Source organism: Halobacillus naozhouensis, from assembly GCF_029714185.1.
Classification (GTDB): domain Bacteria; phylum Bacillota; class Bacilli; order Bacillales; family Halobacillaceae; genus Halobacillus_A; species Halobacillus_A naozhouensis.
Genome location: NZ_CP121671.1, coordinates 821,061 through 839,114 on the forward strand (window position 1 = coordinate 821,061; position 18,054 = coordinate 839,114).

Genomic DNA, 18,054 nt, shown 5'->3' on the forward strand with positions numbered 1-18,054 from the left:
ATGTAGTTAAGCTTCAAGCACATGAAAAAGCCCCTTCTTTAAAAGAAAAAGAAGAGGCTGAATAACCGTACATGTATGAGAGCTCTTCCTTATCTTTCAAGCGTTCTCGCTTGCTGGAATTGGCACAGTACTTGATGTAGTCTGCTGCCGAGGTTTCAAAGGGCCAGTCCCTCCACCTCTCGGGATAAGAAATATCATTAAATTTTAAGTTGATCCAAAATATACAACATATCTGAAGACGTGTCAATGGCTGTTTTAGAAATATTCTGTACTTTACCTTGCAGGCATGGGGTTTATTGAATTTTTAAAAAATAGTGATTGACAGGGAATTCTTACCTCTGCTATGATGCTGTTTATCAGATTATTTGAACTAATTTCATAACGAATTCACTCTTATCAAGAGTTGGCTGAGGGATTTGGCCCTATGACGCCCGGCAACCACCCTATTAGGGGAACGGTGCTACTTCCAACAGACGGATGGATGTCTGGAAGATAAGAGGTTGGAGCAGTGTACATATTTCAGCCTCTTTCTTTTGAAAGGGGCTTTTTTATATGGTCCCGGAAAAAAGAGTTTTGGAACAGAAGAGTATTATGATCAATGAAAAGGAGAGAGGAATATGTTTACGATCTATTGGATTGCTTTGACCGCTTTCTGGGGAGTTGGCTTACTGATTTGGAATCGAAGCTATCGAAAATCTACGGAAGGAGGTCGTTACTAATGCAGCTCGTTACGGGACCGTTATTTTGGACGCTAGTCAGTCTGCTAGTCTTATATTTTATCTTTGTCACATGGATTGGGAAAAAGGGCAATAAGTTTAGTAAATCGATGAACGGTTTTGCCACAGCGAGAGGGAAGGTAAACCCGTGGCTGGTCGGGGCAAGCTATGCCGCGAGCTTTGCCAGTGCCAATTTGTTTATCGGAGTGCCGGGCTTAGCTTATGAGCATGGCGTATCCGTGTTATGGTACACGCTCGGCGGCTTCGGGGCTGGCTGGATTGCACTATTGCTGTTTGCGAAAAAGTTCTGGAAATACGGCAAGAAGTTTGGCGGGGTGTCGACCCTTCCTGAATGGCTCGGAAGGAGATACAACAGCAAAACCTTGCAAGTTCTTGTTACGTTTCTAGTCCTGTTTAACGTGTATTACATTGTCGGGCAAAATGTCGGATTAGCTACGATCTTTGAAACGGTTCTCGGCATTCCGTATTTCTGGGGAATTCTCGCCGGGGTAACGATTACGATTCTCTATATTGGCCTGGGTGGCGCTTTTGCACAAATTGTAACGGATGGTATTCAGGGAACCCTGATGGTGGTTACGTCGATCTTGATTTTTGCCTCTTTATTTTGGACGATCGGCGGGGGACTGAATTTATTTGGCGAACTTTCCTCCCAGCTGAAAGCGATCGATCCAGAACTCGTGGCTCCGTTAAATGGACCCTACAACAGTGTACTGGCCATATTATCGGTACAGTTTTTACATATCAGCTTTGTGGTTATGCCGCATTTGCTGAATAAGGTGCTGTCACTGGAAACGGAGGAGCAGCTGCGGCCGTTCACGATGTCAGCTGGGCTTGGTATGTTCTTCATTACTGTCTTGATGGTATTAGGCGGACTGGCGGCTCGAGTCATCGCACCATCTCTCGGCAGTGCCGACTCCGCGATTCCTGCTTATGTGCTAGAAGCATTTCCGCCGATCATTGGGGCGATCATTATCGTCGGGATCATTTCTGCGATTTTATCGAGCACCGACAGCCTGTATCTGAGTATCACCTCAAGCATTGGCAACGATCTCTACAAGGTATTGGCGCCGATTTTGTCAAAATCAAGGCTATCCGAGCATCAGCTCGATCTGCGTTCTGTCAAAGTGGCAAAAGGCTCGCTGGTGTTTGTTGGATTGGTCACCTTTTACCTCTCGCTCGATCGGCCTGAGTCGCTTGCGATCCTGATACAGTTCAGTTTTTCTGCGATTATTAGCGGCTTACTGGCGCCGATTGTATTAGGTTATCTCTGGGAAAAGGCGAACGGCTACGGTGCGATCGCCTCACTGCTTGCGGGGACGGGGCTGTATGTTGTGTTCACGAGTCTGAACGTTTTCCAAAATATTTATATTTCCTTGTTCCTGGCTGCAGCGGCCGGTTTCGTCGTGATGATCGTGACGAGCTTAGTTACAAAGTCTAATGTAACGAAAGAAGAAGAGGATGTCTTTCTAAAAGATGTGCTTTAAACCTATGAAAAATTAACTCAACGTTTTAGAAAGTTATAGGGTAGGCAAGTAATGGATTTAAGAAGGTACCTGTTTACAATGTTAAACAGATAACTAAATGAAATTATTCAAATAAACTTGTACACAAAGACCTAGCTCTACTACAATCTGTACTTTCTCAGTAGAAGGGGTAGCTACTGGCTTTGTCAGTAGCTCCAATTTTGTTGTCAATGCTGTTCAATTGAAATTTTACTTATCCATGAGTACTCCTTACCCGATAAATCCTAGCAATATTAAATACAGTTTCCATTTATTACGGTTGCGGCATCATGACGTCAAATAGAGTTAGGATAGTTATCATGGTTTGAAAGGGTCTGATATACAAGCTAGTTATTTTTTAAATGATTATTTATTTTTCCTTTATCTATTATGTTTCTAAACGACCAGAGGGCAATTTCCAAGGATAAGCGATCATATGAGGAGGTGAAATCTGTCTTCAAAAGTTTGTTGATCTTATCTAAGCGATGGTATAGGGTTTGGCGTACAATAAAGAGAGCGTTAGCCGTTTCTTGCTTGTTGCATTGATGACTTAAATATGTATCTAGTGTATTTAGCAGGTTGCTATCATTTTCTTGGTCATACTTAATTAGCGGAAAAAGATGCTCTTCAATTAGAGTTGAGAGTTTATTCTCTCTTATTAAGGGTTCCACTAACTTTTCAATGAACAATTCATCATAATGTAAGGTTCTTTTTTTTATTAATGAGTGATAAATTTTATTTGTTTCTTTAAGGGTGTTAATTGACTGAGCGACCTCATTCATATTGTGCATTTTTTGACCGATAAGTACTAGGGAAGGGAGAGAGTTGAAAAGTTTATCTAACCTTTTACGAAGTGTATGGATCTCGTCATTTAAATCGGAAACTAATAGAAATACCCCAGTTGTGGAGGCGAGGTTAGTGAAAATAATATTCAGTCCAAGCTCTTTTCCTAAGATACAAAAGTTAGGAACGGTCTCATTTGGATGGATCAAATAAAGGGAAGCAACTCCTGGATGCATGGGTTTTGTGGAAATGTCCGACATCACTGCCGTTGACGGATTATTCCACCATTGAATCAACCGTTGTTGGAAGGTTAAGTTTTCACCAGGGAAATAGAGTTGATCGTAGATTTTCTTGGTAATATCGATAAATCGTACTTGATTCTTGAACACAATAATAGGGAAGTTGTTTTCTTCAGCTATTTCTACCATCTCTTCAGGGATCTTCTCTACATAAGTGTTTAATTCTACACAGAGACCCGATGCTTGGTTTTCAATTAATTCATCCAAAAGTTTTGCACCTATATGAGGTTTCTCTGCCCATCCAATACCTGTCGTAAGTATTAATTCTCCCCCATTTATTAAGGCCTCGACCTTATTAACTTCGAGCACATGTGCCCATTTTACGATTCGTTGAGTACCTTTCAATCCGCATACTACTTTAGCTTTTTTAAAGCAGTCCATTGCTAACAACATTTCGATCGTTAATAGGTTATTTTCACTCATCTATATACCCCCTATTTTACACACTGTCCAAATATTTATAGTAAGATCTCATGAACTGTCTAATGAAATGTAAGTGCTTACATAATACAATAGAGTTAATATTCAAAATAATCATATCAAAAATTCTTAAAAACCGATAGAGAGGTGTCAAAATGAAGCAGGATAATACTGATCGTGTAAAGAGGTTAACGAATCATAAATAACAAATACAGTAGTCTGGATCGTGACACATACGAGTCAGTTTACAATCTGTCTAGTGGCGGTGTGCCCTTTTATAAGGGAAGAAAAGTAATTACGAGTCGTACTTAAACAGGGAGTGAGGATATGAATGAGACATTAGATTGGCAATGCAGGGATGAAGAAAATATTATGCACGCTCTAAAGCGGGCTAGTAAGCAACCACTTATAATTGAAAATGCAAAAGGGTGCTTTATTAAAGATAGTGATGGTAATAAATATTTAGATGGCATGGGGGGACTTTGGTGTGTCAATGTAGGTTATGGCAGAGAAGAACTTGCCGAGGCAGCAGCAGAACAAATGAAAAATATGTCCTACTTCCCTATGACAAACAGTCATCTTCCAGCAATTGAGTTGGCTGAAAAACTTAACACCTGGCTTAATAATGATTATGTTATTTTTTTCTCGAATAGCGGATCTGAAGCGAATGAAATGGCGTTTAAGATCGCTAGACAATACCACTCTCAAAATGATAGTTCGAGTAGATACAAGATTATTTCAAGATATCGGTCGTATCATGGAGCAACAATGGGTGCTTTGGCTGCAACAGGCCAGGCTGAAAGAAAGTATAAATACGAGCCATTAGCTGCAGGTTTTTTACACACAGTGCCCCCTGATTGTTATCATTGCCCATTAAATAAGAAACCATCTACTTGTAATCTTGAGTGCACAGACTTAATAGATCATACGATTACTTGGGAAGGGGAGGAAACCGTAGCGGCTATTATAATGGAACCCTATATTTCTGGAGGAGGCGTTCTAGTTCCTCCGCAAGGATATATGGAGAGGGTAAAAGATATATGTGAAAGACATGGTGTACTCTTGATTGTAGATGAAGTGATTAATGGTTTTGGACGAACAGGGAAAATGTTCGGTCACTTTCATGAGAATGTAACGCCAGACATAATAACAATGGCTAAAGGACTTACTAGCGGGTATCTCCCACTATCGGTAACAGCAATTCACAAGGACTGTTATGAAGCATTTGAAACCTCTGAAAAATATGACCACTTTCGAAGTGTAACAACCTTTGGGGGGAATCCAGCAGCCTGCGCAGTCGCGCTGAAAAATATCGAGATTATCGAAAGGGAGAAGTACATTGAGAATGCTTACAATCAAGGGGAACAGCTTTACGAGGATATGAAAGAACTCCTTTCTCACCCTAATGTTGGCGATATTCGATATAAAGGGTTAATGATGGGAATTGAACTTGTTGAAGACTCCATTAATAAAACACCCATTCACGAGGATAAGATAAATTTGGTTCTAAGCAAGTGTAAGGAAAAGGGAGTTATTATTGGGAAAAATGGGGACACCGTGGACGGATTTAATAATGTGTTAACGATTGCACCGCCATTATCGATCGATGCAGGAACTATAAGATTTCTTAGTGGTGTCGTGAAAGCTTCCATTTACGAAACTCTATAATTTAATGGGGAGATGGGAAAATGGCTCCAAAGAATCAAGACTACCGTTTTAAAATAGCAAACCGAGAGGCCTTAATCGGCGTTGCTTTAGCTATAATTAACTTCGTTTGGTGGTTTGCCTTTGCCTATGGGTTAGGAAGTAAACCGCCAGAAGAGTATAGTTATGTGTTTGGTCTGCCATCATGGTTTTTTTATAGTTGTGTGGGTGGTTTTATTTTCATAACTGTTCTGGTTATCTTTATTGTTAAGTTTTTTTTCGTAGAAGTGCCATTTGAAGATGAAGGTAGGGGTGATCAATCATGAATGTAGCCGTTATAGTACCACTATTACTCTTTTTAGTTATTATTTTTGCGGTTGGATTTATGGCGAGTCGATCCCTTAATAAGTCTAATAATGACTTTGTGCAAGAATATTTTCTTGGTGGTCGCCAGCTGGGTGGCTTTGTTTTAGCTATGACCATGATTGCCACTTACGGAAGTGCCAGTAGTTTTATTGGTGGACCTGGAGTAGCTTATACACAAGGTTTTGGTTGGGTTTTGCTCTCCATGTCACAAGTGGCTACGGGATACTTTGTTCTTATGATTTTAGGGAAGAAATTCGCTATTATGGCAAGAAGGTATAATGCGGTCACGTTAACAGATTTTTTAAAAGGTCGTTATCAGAGTAAATGGGTTGTGCTAACGGCGGCTTTTAGTATTATTATTTTTCTATTTTCAGCAATGGCAGCCCAATGGGTGGGTGGTGCAAGATTAATAGAATCTTTAACAGGAATATCTTACACTACATCCCTTTTTATTTTTGCTGTATCTGTGCTCATTTACGTAGTTATCGGTGGATTTAAGGCCGTCGCCTTAACGGATACTGTCCAGGGTGTGGTTATGTTTGTTGGAACCTTAGTCTTATTAATCGCTACGATTGTTGCTGGCGGCGGCATATCTAATATTATGGCAGATCTAGCAGCAGAAAACCCAGATTTAATTACGCCGTTTGGTGCAGACGGCAGTTTAACACCAACTTATGTTTCTTCCTTTTGGATCCTCGTCGGTGTAGCAGTAGTCGGGCTTCCTCAAGTTACAGTACGGGCTATGTCCTATAAAAGCTCGAAAGCGATGCACCGTGCCTTAATTATAGGGACAATCGTGGTTGGATTCATTATGTTAAACATGCACCTAATCGGTGTCTTTGCACGTCCGATCCTTCCAGGAATTGAAGTGGGGGATAAAGTTATGCCGCTCATTTCGCTAGAAGTGTTACCTGCCTGGCTAGCCGGGATAGTCTTAGCCGCCCCTATGGCTGCGATTATGTCAACAGTAGATTCCTTACTGCTTTTAGTTAGCTCATCGGTAGTTAAAGACATCTATATAAACTATATCAAACCAGATGCGTCACACCAAAGAGTAAAAAGCTTAAGCTTCGGAGTGACGACTGTCTTAGGAATACTAGTATTTTTAATGGCTCTAAATCCACCAGACCTGTTAATTTGGCTTAACCTATTTGCGTTTGGTGGTTTAGAAGCAACGTTTATTTGGCCAGTGGTCATGGGACTTTATTGGAAAACTGGAAATAAATACGGGGCACTCTCCTCTATGGCTGTTGGGATCGGTTCTTACATTATCATCGATCTCTTCTTTACATCACCATTTGGTATGCACAGTGTCGTTTTACCAGTTATTTTCTCCTTTATCGCATATGTAGTCGTTAGTTTAGCAACAAAAAGTATAGCTGTGAATAATATCGCCCAACAAAAAATTGAAAGGAGCATGTAAATGAAATCAACTAAACTACATTCTCAAAAAACGAGAGATCGTGAAGCTGTTATATCACTAACTCAGGAATTAGTTAGAATCCCTAGTGTTTACCGCCCTGGAGTAAAAGGCGGGAATGAAGAAAAGGTAGCCCATTATGTGGCTGACTATTTGAAGCAAAAAGGAATTGAAGTTCATATAGAAGAAGTTGAACCGGGACGGCCAAACGTCATTGGCATTGTGGACTCTGGGAAGCCTGGGAAAACGCTTCTTCTGGAGGGACATACGGACGTGGTGACAGAAGGGGATCATAGTGCATGGAGATATGATCCATTCGGAGCTGAAATTGTAGAGGGGAAAATGTATGGACGAGGAACGAACGATACGAAAGGAAATCTGGCCTGTATGATTACAGCTGTAGACTCTATCTTGCAAGATGACGAAGAATTTACAGGTAAAATTATTTTGTGTATCCCCTGTGATGAAGAAAGCATGATGATTGGAATCAAACATTTTATCAAAAATGGCTGGGCCGACAAAGTAGATGGTGCTATTATTTGTGAGCCTGAGGAAAATCAAGTATGTATAAGTCAACGCGGTGCTATGAGGCTAGAGCTGAAAACGTACGGAAAAATGGCACATGGTGCGATCTCGTGGAGCGGGATAAATCCTAACTGGAGGATGGCACGAATAATTGTTGAACTTGAAAGGCTAGAAAAGAAAGAGCAAGAGCGTCTAGGTAAGCATCCAACACTAGGTTGGCCGAGTATTACACCAACGATCTTAAGTGCACCAGTCAAAGGAGAAGCACAAATCAATGTCATTCCAGAGCAGTGTATGACAACATTAGATATAAGGACGGTACCGGGACAGGACCACGAGGTGCTTAAACAAGAGATTCTTGAGATTTTTACAAGGCTCAAAAAAGATGATGAGCATTTCAAAGCAGATTTTGGAGTGATAGAGGATCGTCCGTGGACAGAAACCGATAAAGAAGAGGCTGTGGTGAAAGCTGTCGCCAAAGCTGTAAAAAATGTGATGAAACAAGAGCCTAAATATAATGGAGTTCCGGGAGCTACCGATGGGACCTTCCTTCATATTGCTGGAGTACCTATAGTGACAATCGGTGCTGGTGATCGAGAAATTCCCCACCAAATTAATGAATATGTGGATATAGAAGAATTAGCTGAAACCACCCAAATCTATCGCCAAGCATGCTTGAATTTTCTTAATGAAGATGGTGACTGTTAATGCATAAAATTGCTGTGATTCCAGGTGATGGAATTGGGCGGGAAGTTATGGAGGAGGCCCTATGCGTATTAGAAGAGATTTGCAAGGCTAATTCTTTCCTTACCATCGAATGGGAGATTTTTAACTGGAGTTCAGAATATTACTTGCAGCATGGAGAAATGATGCCAAAGAATGGTTTGGACACCTTAAAAAAGTATGATGCTATATTGTTTGGAGCCATCGGTGATTCTCGTGTTCCAGACGAAGTGTCCATATGGGACTTAATCATGCCCATTCGTAAAAGGTTTAAGCAATATATTAATTTTCGACCTATAAAACAATTAGCAGGTATAAACGCTCCTCTACAAACTGAGAAGGACATTGACTTTGTTATCATTCGTGAGAACGCAGAAGGGGAATACTCCAATATGGGAGGAGGCCTCTACCAAGGTACATCTCAGGAAATGGCTGTGCAGAACACAGTCATGACGCGTGAAGGCGTGAAGAAGGCAAGTACTTTTGCTTTTAAATATGCTCGGTCAAAGAATTATAAAAAAGTAACGAGTGCCACAAAGTCTAATGCGATTTTGCATACAATGAAGCTCTGGGATAGGGAAGTGTCATCCGTTTCTAGCAATTACGATGACATCCATTTTGAGTCTATCTATATTGATGCCTTAACTGCTTATTTTGTTCAACGCCCCGAGGATTTTGAGGTAGTCTTAGCATCGAATTTGTTTGGCGACATTTTATCTGACCTAGGTTCGTCTATAGTGGGTGGTCTAGGAGTCTCGCCTTCAGCCAATATTAACCCTGAGGGGGATTACCCATCCATGTTTGAACCTGTCCATGGTTCTGCCCCGGACATTGCAGGCCAAGGAATCGCAAACCCAATTGCACAAGTGTGGTCGTTATCCCTTTTGCTCGAACATTTAGGATACGAACAACCCGCTGATGCCATTTTGCAATCGATTCAACATGTTATTCAAGAAAGTATCGTAACCCCGGATTTGGGAGGAACTTGCACAACTAAACAGGTAGGAAAAGCAATTCGAGATCAAGTTAAGTCAAACCTGTTGGAGGCCGAAAAGTATGAAAGTTCAAGGTAAGACGATTGTGGTGACTGGAGCCAATGGAGGAATGGGAGTAGCTGTCGTTAAACAATTACTAGAAGAGGGAGCCCAAGTAGTAGGCTGTGATTTGAAAGGTGATCAATTAACAGGATTGGGACAAGAAAAATTAGTGATTTTTGAAGGCGATTTACTAGAGGAGTCATTTGTTCGGCACGTATTTTCCGAAGCCAATGAACGATTTGGGAAGATTGATGGACTGGTTAATGCGGCGGGTATGGCTCAACAAGCCACTCCCATAGAGGAAACTACACTAGATATGTGGCATAATCTATTAGATATTAATATGACTCTACTATTTTTAAGCTGTAGAGAAGCGGTCAATTATATGAAGAAACAACAGAATGGAACGATAGTCAATGTTGCATCCATTTCGGCTGTACGGCCTCGTCCTGGATTACAATCATACATTGCATCTAAGGGCGGCGCAGAAAGTTTTTCAAGAGCGCTAGCTATCGAATTAGCGCATGAAAATATCCGAGTTAATACGGTTCATCCAGGTCCATGTGATACGAATATGCTTGAACAGTTTGCTGCTGAAGGTACGGATATGGAAAAGGCTAAAGAGGACATATTTAAGAGAAGTGTCCCTATGGGTAAACTGCTTACCCCAGAGAACATTGCTTCATCAATCGTTTTTCTGCTATCTGAGGAAGCGAACATGGTGACAGGCGCTACCCTAAATGTAGATGGTGGAAGAGGAATATAAAGAGAGAAAGGTGAAAAAATGGATAATCTCTTGATGTATGTAGATGGGAAATGGAAAGCTAGTCTTTCTGGTAAGACCATCGAGTTTTTGGATCCTTCAGACCAACAACCGCTTGGGACTATTCCAAGAGGTGAGAAGGCTGATGTCGATACTGCCGTGTCAGCTGCAAGGAAAGCTTTCGAGAGTGAGCTTTGGCGAACCATAAAACCTCACGAAAGAGGCTATATATTAACGGAAATGGCTAACAAAATTAGGTTAAATAAAGATGAGCTAGCAAATCTCGAAACGTCAGATGTGGGAAAACCTTTATCGCAAGCTTATTCAGATGTAGAAGCTGCGGCAAGATATTTTGAATTTTATGCAGGAGCAGCTGATAAGATAATGGGGGAAACGATTCCTATAGAGGATGGAATCATTGATTTTACCGTTCGTGATCCAATTGGTGTTACCGCTCATATTATTCCTTGGAACTATCCGATTCAAATTAGCTCAAGAAGTACGGCAGCGGCTATAGCCACTGGGAATACAGTGGTTCTTAAAACAGCTGAAGATACGTCACTAACAGCATTAAAACTAGCAGAGTATTTTCACGAAACAAACTTACCAAAAGGAGTCTTCAATGTCATCACTGGACTGGGTCACGAGGCAGGGGCAGCCTTATCCACACATCCTGATGTAAACCACATTACTTTCACAGGTTCTGTGGCCACAGGTAAGCAAATTATGAAATCAGCTGCTGAAAATATTGTTCCAGTCACATTAGAGTTAGGGGGAAAGTCTCCTAATATTGTATTTGCAGACTGTAACGAAGAGGCAGCACTTAATGGTGTAGTGAGGTCTATTATTCAGAACGCAGGACAAACCTGTTCAGCTGGATCGAGGTTACTTATTGAAGCTAACTATAAAGATAGGTTTCTTTCTTTATTAAAAGAGAAATTTAAGAAAGTTACAATTGGACCTGGTAAAGATGATTATGATTTAGGACCGATTCTATCAAAAGGTCAATTTGATAAAGTCTCTTCTTTTATTGAAAAGGCTTGGGAGGAAGGAGAGGTTATAACAGGAGGAGAAAGGGTAAATGTAAAAGGTTTCGAAGGTGGTTATTATTTGCAGCCTACCATTATCGACCAGATATCACATGAGAGTGATATAGCTCAACAAGAGATTTTTGGTCCAGTTTTATCGACCTTTTCATTTGAAGATGAACAAAAGGCCGTTGAGTTAGCTAATGGTACCGACTATGGATTAGTGACCGGAATTTGGACTGAGAATATCGGGAAGGCTCACCGAATAGTAGACAAAGTTCTTGCAGGCCAATTATTTATTAATAACTATGGAGCGGGCGGGGGAATTCAAATGCCCTTTGGTGGGTATAAAAGAAGTGGCTTTGGCAGAGAGAAAGGGTTGATTGCATTGAAAAATTATACTCAATTGAAAAACGTAGCAATTAAATATAAATAGGATAGCAATAGCTTAAGATATGAAGGGGGATGAGATGTTGACTCAAACAAAAGTAAAGTCAATTCAAAATTATGTGGGTGGAAAGTGGGTGACACCGAAGTCGGATCAAACGGAGGACGTGATCAATCCCGCTACAGGGGAAGTTATCGCCCGTGTGCCGATTTCGTCAGACGAGGACGTCGAGCATGCCGTAGAAGCAGCAGCTGAAGCCTTTGAAACATGGAAAGAGGTAGCCGTTCCAAAGCGGGCTCGCATTCTATTTAAGTATCAGCAATTGCTCGTAGACCATTGGGATGAGCTGGCCGAACTGATTACTGTGGAAAATGGAAAAAGCTTCAAAGAGGCATACGGGGAAGTGCAGCGCGGGATTGAATGTGTGGAGTTTGCTGCTGGGGCTCCAACATTGACGATGGGCTCGCAACTGCCATCGATTGCCTCAGGGCTTGAGTCCGGCGTTTACCGCTATCCTATTGGCGTAGTGGGTGGAATTACACCATTTAATTTTCCAATGATGGTTCCAGCCTGGATGTTTCCGCTGGCGATTGTGACAGGAAATACATTTGTGTTAAAGCCGTCGGAACGTACTCCGTTACTGGCGAATCGCCTGGCGGAATTGTTTGAGGAGGCTGGACTGCCTGAAGGGGTTCTGAACATTGTTCATGGCGCCCATGAGGTCGTCAATGGCTTATTAGACCATCAAAAAGTTGCGGCCATTTCTTTTGTAGGTTCTCAGCCTGTTGCTGAGTATGTATACAAACGAGGGACTCAAAATCTAAAACGTGTACAGGCTCTATCTGGTGCGAAAAACCATTCCATCGTGTTGCGTGATGCTAATATCGAAAATGCAGTCGACCAAATTATATCGGCGGCCTTCGGGTCAGCAGGTGAACGGTGTATGGCCTGTTCAGTTGTAGCTGTTGAGAATGCGGTTGCTGATGAACTGGTCGAAGGTCTTGTTCGCAAAGCCAATGGCATTAAAATCGGCAATGGATTAGACGAGGACGTTTTCTTAGGACCGGTGATTCGCGATCAACATAAAGAACGCACATTGCAGTACATCGAAACAGGTGAAAATGAAGGAGCCAAATTAGTGCGTGATGGCCGAGAAGATCAGAACATTCCGAATCAGGGATATTTTGTAGGACCGACGATTTTTGATGAAGTAACGAGCGAAATGAAAATCTGGCAGGATGAAATTTTCGCGCCAGTGCTGTCAATCAGCCGGGTGGAGAATCTTGAAGAAGCGGTACAGCTGACGAATCAGTCTCGGTTTGCGAATGGGGCTTGTCTGTTTACAAATGACGGCGGGCGTGTCCGTACATTCAGGGAAACGATTGATGCCGGGATGCTTGGTGTCAATATTGGAGTGCCCGCGCCAATGGCTTTCTTTCCGTTCTCAGGCTGGAAGGATTCCTTCTATGGTGATCTTCATGTCAACGGTCAGGATGGGGTGGAGTTCTATACACGTAAAAAAGTGATGACGACTCGTTGGGTATAAGATACAATATAGTGTTGTTAACTTGATAACCTTAAAACCTGGTTCGGTTCCAAGGAAACGGGAGCGGAGTGAAGGAATTGCATAACTTCCTATGCACTAGGGTTGCCGAGTAGCGTTATAAATTGAATTAAAACTCATCTATTTATAGAAGGGGATAGCGTTGGTTTAGCTTAGCTCCATTCCAAAATTTCCAAAGGTTAGCCTGGTAACTGATGAAAGAATAAGAGCCCAATTTCCTGATGAGAAATTGGGCTCTTTACATCTTCAGAACTGTAATTCTATTGTCCGCATTTGATAAATAAAATGGAGCGAGAACACCTATCTATTAAGATTACAATTCCTCACCATTCGTTTGAATGACTTTTTTATACCACTCAAATGAATCTTTCTTAGATCGCTTCATTGATCCATTTCCTTCATTATCACGGTCTACATGGATCATTCCATAACGTTTTTTCATTTCACCCGTTGTAAAGGACACGATATCTATGATTCCCCACGGCGTATAACCCATTAAATCGACACCATCGTACGTTACGGCTTTTTCTAATGCTTCAATATGAGACTTTAAATATTCGATTCTTTGGGAGTCATGGATGGAACCATCCTCTTCTAAAGTGTCGACAGCCCCAAATCCGTTTTCTACGATAAATAATGGGATTTGGTATCGATCATAGAAACGATTTAAGGTATACCTCAATCCAGTAGGATCAATCGCCCAACCCCAATCACTAGATTTAATGTATGGATTTTCTACACCATTTGGTAATCCACCATTAACGATATCTCCGGTATTATCATTTTCTATATCACTTTTAACGGTTGTAGACATGTAGTAACTGAAGCCTAAATAATCCACCGTACCATTTTTTAAGATTTCTGCATCCCCGTCTTCGAACTTGATCTGATATCCTTCTCTTTCAAATTCTTTTAAAGCATAGGTTGGGTAATATCCGCGAACTTGTACATCAGGGAAGAAGTATCGTTGTCTCATGACTTCTTCAGCTAACATGACATCTTCTGGTTTTGATGAATAAGGGTAAATAGGTACGTGTGAAACCATTGCTCCAATTTGGAACGCTGGGTTAATTTCTTTTCCTTTTGCTACGGCTAAAGCACTTGCAAGTAATTCATGGTGTCCCGCTTGATACATGACTTCTTTAGCGCTTTCGCCTTCTTTTACCACAACACCAGAGTTTGTCCATAAAAATATCGGGTTGTTCACATCCATTTTGTTATTGATTTCATTAAACGTCATCCAGTATTTCACTTTATTTTTATAGCGGTTAAAACAAACCTCTGCGAATCTAGCGAAAAAGTCTACTACCTTTCTATTTCTGAATCCGCCATATTCTCTTGCCAAATGTAATGGCATTTCAAAGTGCGATAGGGTAATGACAGGTTCGATTCCATGCTTCAGTAATTCATCAAATACATCATCATAGAATTGTAATCCCTCTTCGTTAGGCTCCGATTCATCACCTTTTGGAAAAATTCTAGTCCATCCGATTGAGGTTCTTAAACATTTTAATCCCATTTCAGAGAATAAGGCGATATCCTCTTTATAGTTACTATAGAAATCAATCGCTTCATGGTTCGGATAGAACTCATTTTCTTCAATCGTTTCTGTTATCTTTCTAGGAACGCCATGGGCACCCGCTGTCATGACATCTACTACGCTTGGTCCTTTTCCGCCTTGATTCCATCCACCTTCGAATTGATGGGCAGCTAAAGCACCGCCCCATAGAAAATCTTTTGGCATCTTACTCATTTTTTATTCCTCCCTTTATTTTACTACTGTCATCAATTTCTCGTTTAATGCACTATCATCACGCTTTTCGATGATAATTTCTTCATAATCACCTGAATTCGTTATGATAATAGGGGTAATGGTTTTTAATCCTTCATTTTGGATCAATTCTTTATCAAATTCGGCTAATACATCACCTTGATTGAATTTTTCGCCATCTTCTACATGTAAAGTAAAAGGTTCTCCATCTAATTTAACTGTATCTAGTCCAATATGCACAAGTAACTCAACACCATCTTCTGAACGTAAACCGATTGCATGTTTGGTATGTGCAACCATAACGACCGTTCCATCAAATGGGGCATATAATTTATTGTCTGATGGCTCTATGGCTACCCCCTTACCCATAGCTCCTGAACTAAATACTTCATCCGGAACCTCTGAAAGCGGCATTACCTTCCCGCTAAGTGGGGCAGTAATGGTTTCTTCATTAAGTTCAAACTGGTTTTGCTGGAATTCAGTTGCCTTTTGGCCCTGCTCTTCTACTAAGTTTTCACTACCTGCTTTTTTCGCTGTATCTTCACCATATCCGAAGATTTGAATTAAAATGACAGGGAGGATAATTGCAATGGCAACACCTAATAAGATCCCCCATATGGACATGGGGTAGTCGGCATCTATCCCATTTACAATGGTTAGAGGGCCTGGCAATCCTGCATAAGCAAAGTAATAAGGATTAAAGAAACTTGCGGCGATGGCACCAACCGCCCCTGAAATACAGCCAAATATAAACGGTTTCTTAAATCGTAACGTCACCCCGTAAATTGATGGCTCAGTTATGCCAAATATTCCAGTTATCCCGGCTGAAGCACTGACTTTTCGTATTTCCTGACTTTTTGCCTTAAGAAAAACACCCAACACGGCACCAATTTGTGAAATAACGGCAATTGTTTGGTAGGCCTGGAAAGAATCTCGGCCGTATAGATCGAAATTCGCTAACACCATAGGGGTAACTCCCCAATGTACGCCAAAAATAACGAGAATTTGCCATAACCCGCCAATAATAGCTCCAGCTACAGCGGGTGCGTTTTCTGCTAAGAAGTTATAACCATCTGCAATTCCATTTGCTCCTATAGTTGAAGCAGGCCCAATTAATAGAATCGTTAAAGGTACCATGATGATCATACATAAAAATGGGACAAATAACGGTCGGATCACTTCATTCATATTCTTGTTTAAAAACTTTTCAAGGTAAGACAAGATCCACACTAAAAATAGTGGTGGCAAAACCGAAGAGGTGTATACGGTTTCGGATAATCCAATACCTAAGAACGTAATGCTGCCACCTTCTGCAATTTTTGCCGCCATTTCTGCCCATGTCGGGCTAACTAATGCGGCACAACAGGCTACTGCTATATACGTGTTTGCTTTAAAGTGTTTTGATGCTGTAAGTGCGATAAAAATGGGTAAAAAGACAAATGGCGCCCATGAGATAAAACTTAAAACTTGGTAGGTTCCCGTTTCTACAAAACGATCAGAGAATAAATTAATCAATATTAATAAACCTTGTAAAATACCAGCTGCAGCTAAAATGTAAATAAACGGTGCAAAGACGGCTGACATCGTTGCAATAACACGGTTTAGGATCGTTCCTTTGTTTTCGCTTTCTCCCTCTGATGTATCCATGTTTACTAAACTCGAAAATTCTTCATAGACTTCTCCTACATGCTGACCAATAACCACCTGAAATTGACCATTATTTTCTACGACTGTAATAACTCCAGGCATGGATGATACTTCTTCTTTGGCTTTTGGTTTAGAACGCTTAAGCACGATTCTAAGTCTAGTTGCACATCTTTGGACTTTCAGAACATTCTCTTCTCCACCAACAGTGTCTAGAATCTCTTTCGCTAGTTTGGGATAATCTCTAACTTTTTCTGACATATTTAACCCTCCCTTGTTTATTTTTTATACGCTTACATTATAATTGTATCGGTATAATTAATCAATGACCAAATAATATTTATGTGATAGTATAATTTTACAGAGTGAGCTCCTGAAAGGTTTATGATATAATTTTCATAATGTATCGGGATAAATCAATTAAAGAGGAATGTCTATGTTAAAGTATCAACAAATTGCAAATGAAATTGAAACGTATATTAAAGAGCATGAACTTCAACAAAGCGATAAGCTGCCGGTATTAGAAACGCTAATGACTCAGTTTGAGGCGAGTAAGAGTACAATTACCAAGTCTTTAGATCTATTAGAAAAAAAGGGCGTTGTCTATCAAGTAAGAGGTAGTGGCATTTTTGTTAGAAGGCATAAAAGAAAAGGATATATTAGTCTATTCTCAAATCAAGGGTTTGCAAAGGAACTTGAAGGTTATCATTTAACATCAGAAGCGATTGAATTAGAAGTTAGAAAACCAACAGAAGAAGTGGCTCATAATTTAAATATTGGACTAGATGACGATATATATTATGTAAAACGGGTTCGTTATATAAACGGGCAAACCCTATGCCTAGAAGAATCCTTTTACAATAAATCAATCGTCACCTATTTAAATAAAGAAATTATCTCTGACTCCATATTTAATTATATTAGCGAAGGATTAGGTCTGAAGATCGGCTTTTCGGATTTATACCTTCGTGCCGATAAGCTTGAAGAGGAAGAAGCGAAGTATTTAGGTTTGCAAAAAGGGGACCCAAAAATTTACGTGGAAAGCATTTTTCATTTAACCAATGGGCAGCCATTTGACTTCTCAAAAATTTCCTATAACTATGAACAATCGCACTTTCTCATTCAAGGGACTAGTCATTTTTTATAAACATAAAAATATAAGCTTGGTTTCTTTTTCAGGGAAACCAAGCTTTTTTGTTGCCAGTGGAAGCGTGTCGGGCAGCGGCTTTGATAAGGGTTATAATCGAAGTGCTGCCCGACGTTTATTTATTCTATATCAAACAGACCCTATAAATGTTCATAGATCAACGCGCCGGGTTTTTTATCAATTTGCGTAAGGATTCCAAACATAGATACCTTGCAGAAATAACCAGAGAACAGATATCTTATCACCTTGTTCCCTGGTTATTCCCTGACTAGACATACTTAAATAATCGGTTA

13 protein-coding genes and 2 riboswitches are annotated in these 18,054 nt (G+C 40.6%); of the genes, 10 read left to right on the forward strand and 3 right to left on the reverse strand.

Annotated features, from left to right (window positions below; all coding sequences use genetic code 11):
• Positions 1–86 precede the first annotated feature (86 nt).
• A riboswitch (SAM riboswitch) is annotated at positions 87–191 on the reverse strand.
• Between the two features lie 199 nt (positions 192–390).
• A riboswitch (SAM riboswitch) is annotated at positions 391–499 on the forward strand.
• Between the two features lie 219 nt (positions 500–718).
• Positions 719–2,221, forward strand: a complete 1,503-nt coding sequence (locus P9989_RS04275) for a sodium:solute symporter family protein (protein ID WP_283077580.1) — start codon at positions 719–721, stop codon at positions 2,219–2,221.
• A 365-nt stretch (positions 2,222–2,586) separates the two neighbouring features.
• Here the strand turns inward: P9989_RS04275 and P9989_RS04280 are convergent, their stop codons facing one another.
• The gene (locus P9989_RS04280) at positions 2,587–3,744 is read right to left on the reverse strand and encodes a PucR family transcriptional regulator (RefSeq protein ID WP_283077581.1); all 1,158 of its coding nucleotides are present in this window, start codon (positions 3,742–3,744) and stop codon (positions 2,587–2,589) included.
• Between the two features lie 324 nt (positions 3,745–4,068).
• Here P9989_RS04280 and P9989_RS04285 point away from each other — a divergent pair, with 324 nt between their 5' ends.
• From P9989_RS04285 to P9989_RS04320, 8 genes are read left to right on the forward strand one after another with little or no spacing between them, the layout of a single operon-like run.
• Positions 4,069–5,409, forward strand: coding sequence for an aminotransferase (locus P9989_RS04285; RefSeq protein ID WP_283077582.1), 1,341 nt, complete (start codon positions 4,069–4,071; stop codon positions 5,407–5,409).
• Positions 5,410–5,429: 20 nt separating this feature from the next.
• Positions 5,430–5,711 carry a YhdT family protein gene (locus P9989_RS04290; protein WP_283077583.1) on the forward strand — a complete coding sequence of 94 codons (282 nt, stop codon included), beginning with the start codon at positions 5,430–5,432 and terminating at the stop codon, positions 5,709–5,711.
• A complete protein-coding gene (panF, locus tag P9989_RS04295; RefSeq protein ID WP_283077584.1) occupies positions 5,708–7,174 on the forward strand; it encodes a sodium/pantothenate symporter in 1,467 nt (488 codons plus the stop codon). The genes P9989_RS04290 and panF overlap by 4 nt, the downstream gene beginning before the upstream one ends.
• The gene (locus P9989_RS04300) at positions 7,175–8,404 is read left to right on the forward strand and encodes a M20 family metallopeptidase (protein WP_283077585.1); all 1,230 of its coding nucleotides are present in this window, start codon (positions 7,175–7,177) and stop codon (positions 8,402–8,404) included.
• Entirely contained in the window at positions 8,404–9,492 is a 1,089-nt protein-coding gene (locus P9989_RS04305) for a tartrate dehydrogenase (RefSeq protein WP_390306409.1), read from the forward strand. Before P9989_RS04300 ends, P9989_RS04305 begins: the two co-directional genes overlap by 1 nt.
• A complete protein-coding gene (locus P9989_RS04310; protein WP_283077586.1) occupies positions 9,476–10,222 on the forward strand; it encodes an SDR family NAD(P)-dependent oxidoreductase in 747 nt (248 codons plus the stop codon). The genes P9989_RS04305 and P9989_RS04310 overlap by 17 nt, the downstream gene beginning before the upstream one ends.
• Positions 10,223–10,240: 18 nt before the next feature.
• The gene (locus P9989_RS04315) at positions 10,241–11,683 is read left to right on the forward strand and encodes an aldehyde dehydrogenase family protein (protein ID WP_283077587.1); all 1,443 of its coding nucleotides are present in this window, start codon (positions 10,241–10,243) and stop codon (positions 11,681–11,683) included.
• Between the two features lie 37 nt (positions 11,684–11,720).
• The gene (locus tag P9989_RS04320) at positions 11,721–13,181 is read left to right on the forward strand and encodes a CoA-acylating methylmalonate-semialdehyde dehydrogenase (RefSeq protein WP_283078830.1); all 1,461 of its coding nucleotides are present in this window, start codon (positions 11,721–11,723) and stop codon (positions 13,179–13,181) included.
• 331 nt (positions 13,182–13,512) lie between these two features.
• Here P9989_RS04320 and bglA read toward each other — a convergent pair whose 3' ends face one another.
• Together bglA and P9989_RS04330 are read right to left on the reverse strand one after the other, a co-directional pair.
• Positions 13,513–14,952, reverse strand: a complete 1,440-nt coding sequence (gene bglA, locus P9989_RS04325; RefSeq protein ID WP_283077588.1) for a 6-phospho-beta-glucosidase BglA — start codon at positions 14,950–14,952, stop codon at positions 13,513–13,515.
• Positions 14,953–14,967: 15 nt separating this feature from the next.
• Positions 14,968–16,875: a beta-glucoside-specific PTS transporter subunit IIABC gene (locus tag P9989_RS04330; protein WP_283077589.1), complete on the reverse strand. Its 1,908-nt coding sequence runs from the start codon at positions 16,873–16,875 to the stop codon at positions 14,968–14,970.
• A 175-nt stretch (positions 16,876–17,050) separates the two neighbouring features.
• On the opposite strand from P9989_RS04330, the gene P9989_RS04335 reads away from it, so the two are divergent.
• A complete protein-coding gene (locus tag P9989_RS04335) occupies positions 17,051–17,761 on the forward strand; it encodes a GntR family transcriptional regulator (RefSeq protein ID WP_283077590.1) in 711 nt (236 codons plus the stop codon).
• The last annotated feature ends 293 nt before the right edge of the window (positions 17,762–18,054 follow it).

What these genes read in the sequence shown, in the direction of transcription:
- P9989_RS04275 (WP_283077580.1), top strand. Translation starts at nt 719, where the DNA reads ATGCAGCTCGTTACGGGACCGTTATTTTGGACGCTAGTCAGTCTGCTA.
- P9989_RS04280 (WP_283077581.1), bottom strand. Translation starts at nt 3,744, where the DNA reads ATGAGTGAAAATAACCTATTAACGATCGAAATGTTGTTAGCAATGGAC.
- P9989_RS04285 (WP_283077582.1), top strand. Translation starts at nt 4,069, where the DNA reads ATGAATGAGACATTAGATTGGCAATGCAGGGATGAAGAAAATATTATG.
- P9989_RS04290 (WP_283077583.1), top strand. Translation starts at nt 5,430, where the DNA reads ATGGCTCCAAAGAATCAAGACTACCGTTTTAAAATAGCAAACCGAGAG.
- panF (WP_283077584.1), top strand. Translation starts at nt 5,708, where the DNA reads ATGAATGTAGCCGTTATAGTACCACTATTACTCTTTTTAGTTATTATT.
- P9989_RS04300 (WP_283077585.1), top strand. Translation starts at nt 7,175, where the DNA reads ATGAAATCAACTAAACTACATTCTCAAAAAACGAGAGATCGTGAAGCT.
- P9989_RS04305 (WP_390306409.1), top strand. Translation starts at nt 8,404, where the DNA reads ATGCATAAAATTGCTGTGATTCCAGGTGATGGAATTGGGCGGGAAGTT.
- P9989_RS04310 (WP_283077586.1), top strand. Translation starts at nt 9,476, where the DNA reads ATGAAAGTTCAAGGTAAGACGATTGTGGTGACTGGAGCCAATGGAGGA.
- P9989_RS04315 (WP_283077587.1), top strand. Translation starts at nt 10,241, where the DNA reads ATGGATAATCTCTTGATGTATGTAGATGGGAAATGGAAAGCTAGTCTT.
- bglA (WP_283077588.1), bottom strand. Translation starts at nt 14,952, where the DNA reads ATGAGTAAGATGCCAAAAGATTTTCTATGGGGCGGTGCTTTAGCTGCC.
- P9989_RS04330 (WP_283077589.1), bottom strand. Translation starts at nt 16,875, where the DNA reads ATGTCAGAAAAAGTTAGAGATTATCCCAAACTAGCGAAAGAGATTCTA.
- P9989_RS04335 (WP_283077590.1), top strand. Translation starts at nt 17,051, where the DNA reads ATGTTAAAGTATCAACAAATTGCAAATGAAATTGAAACGTATATTAAA.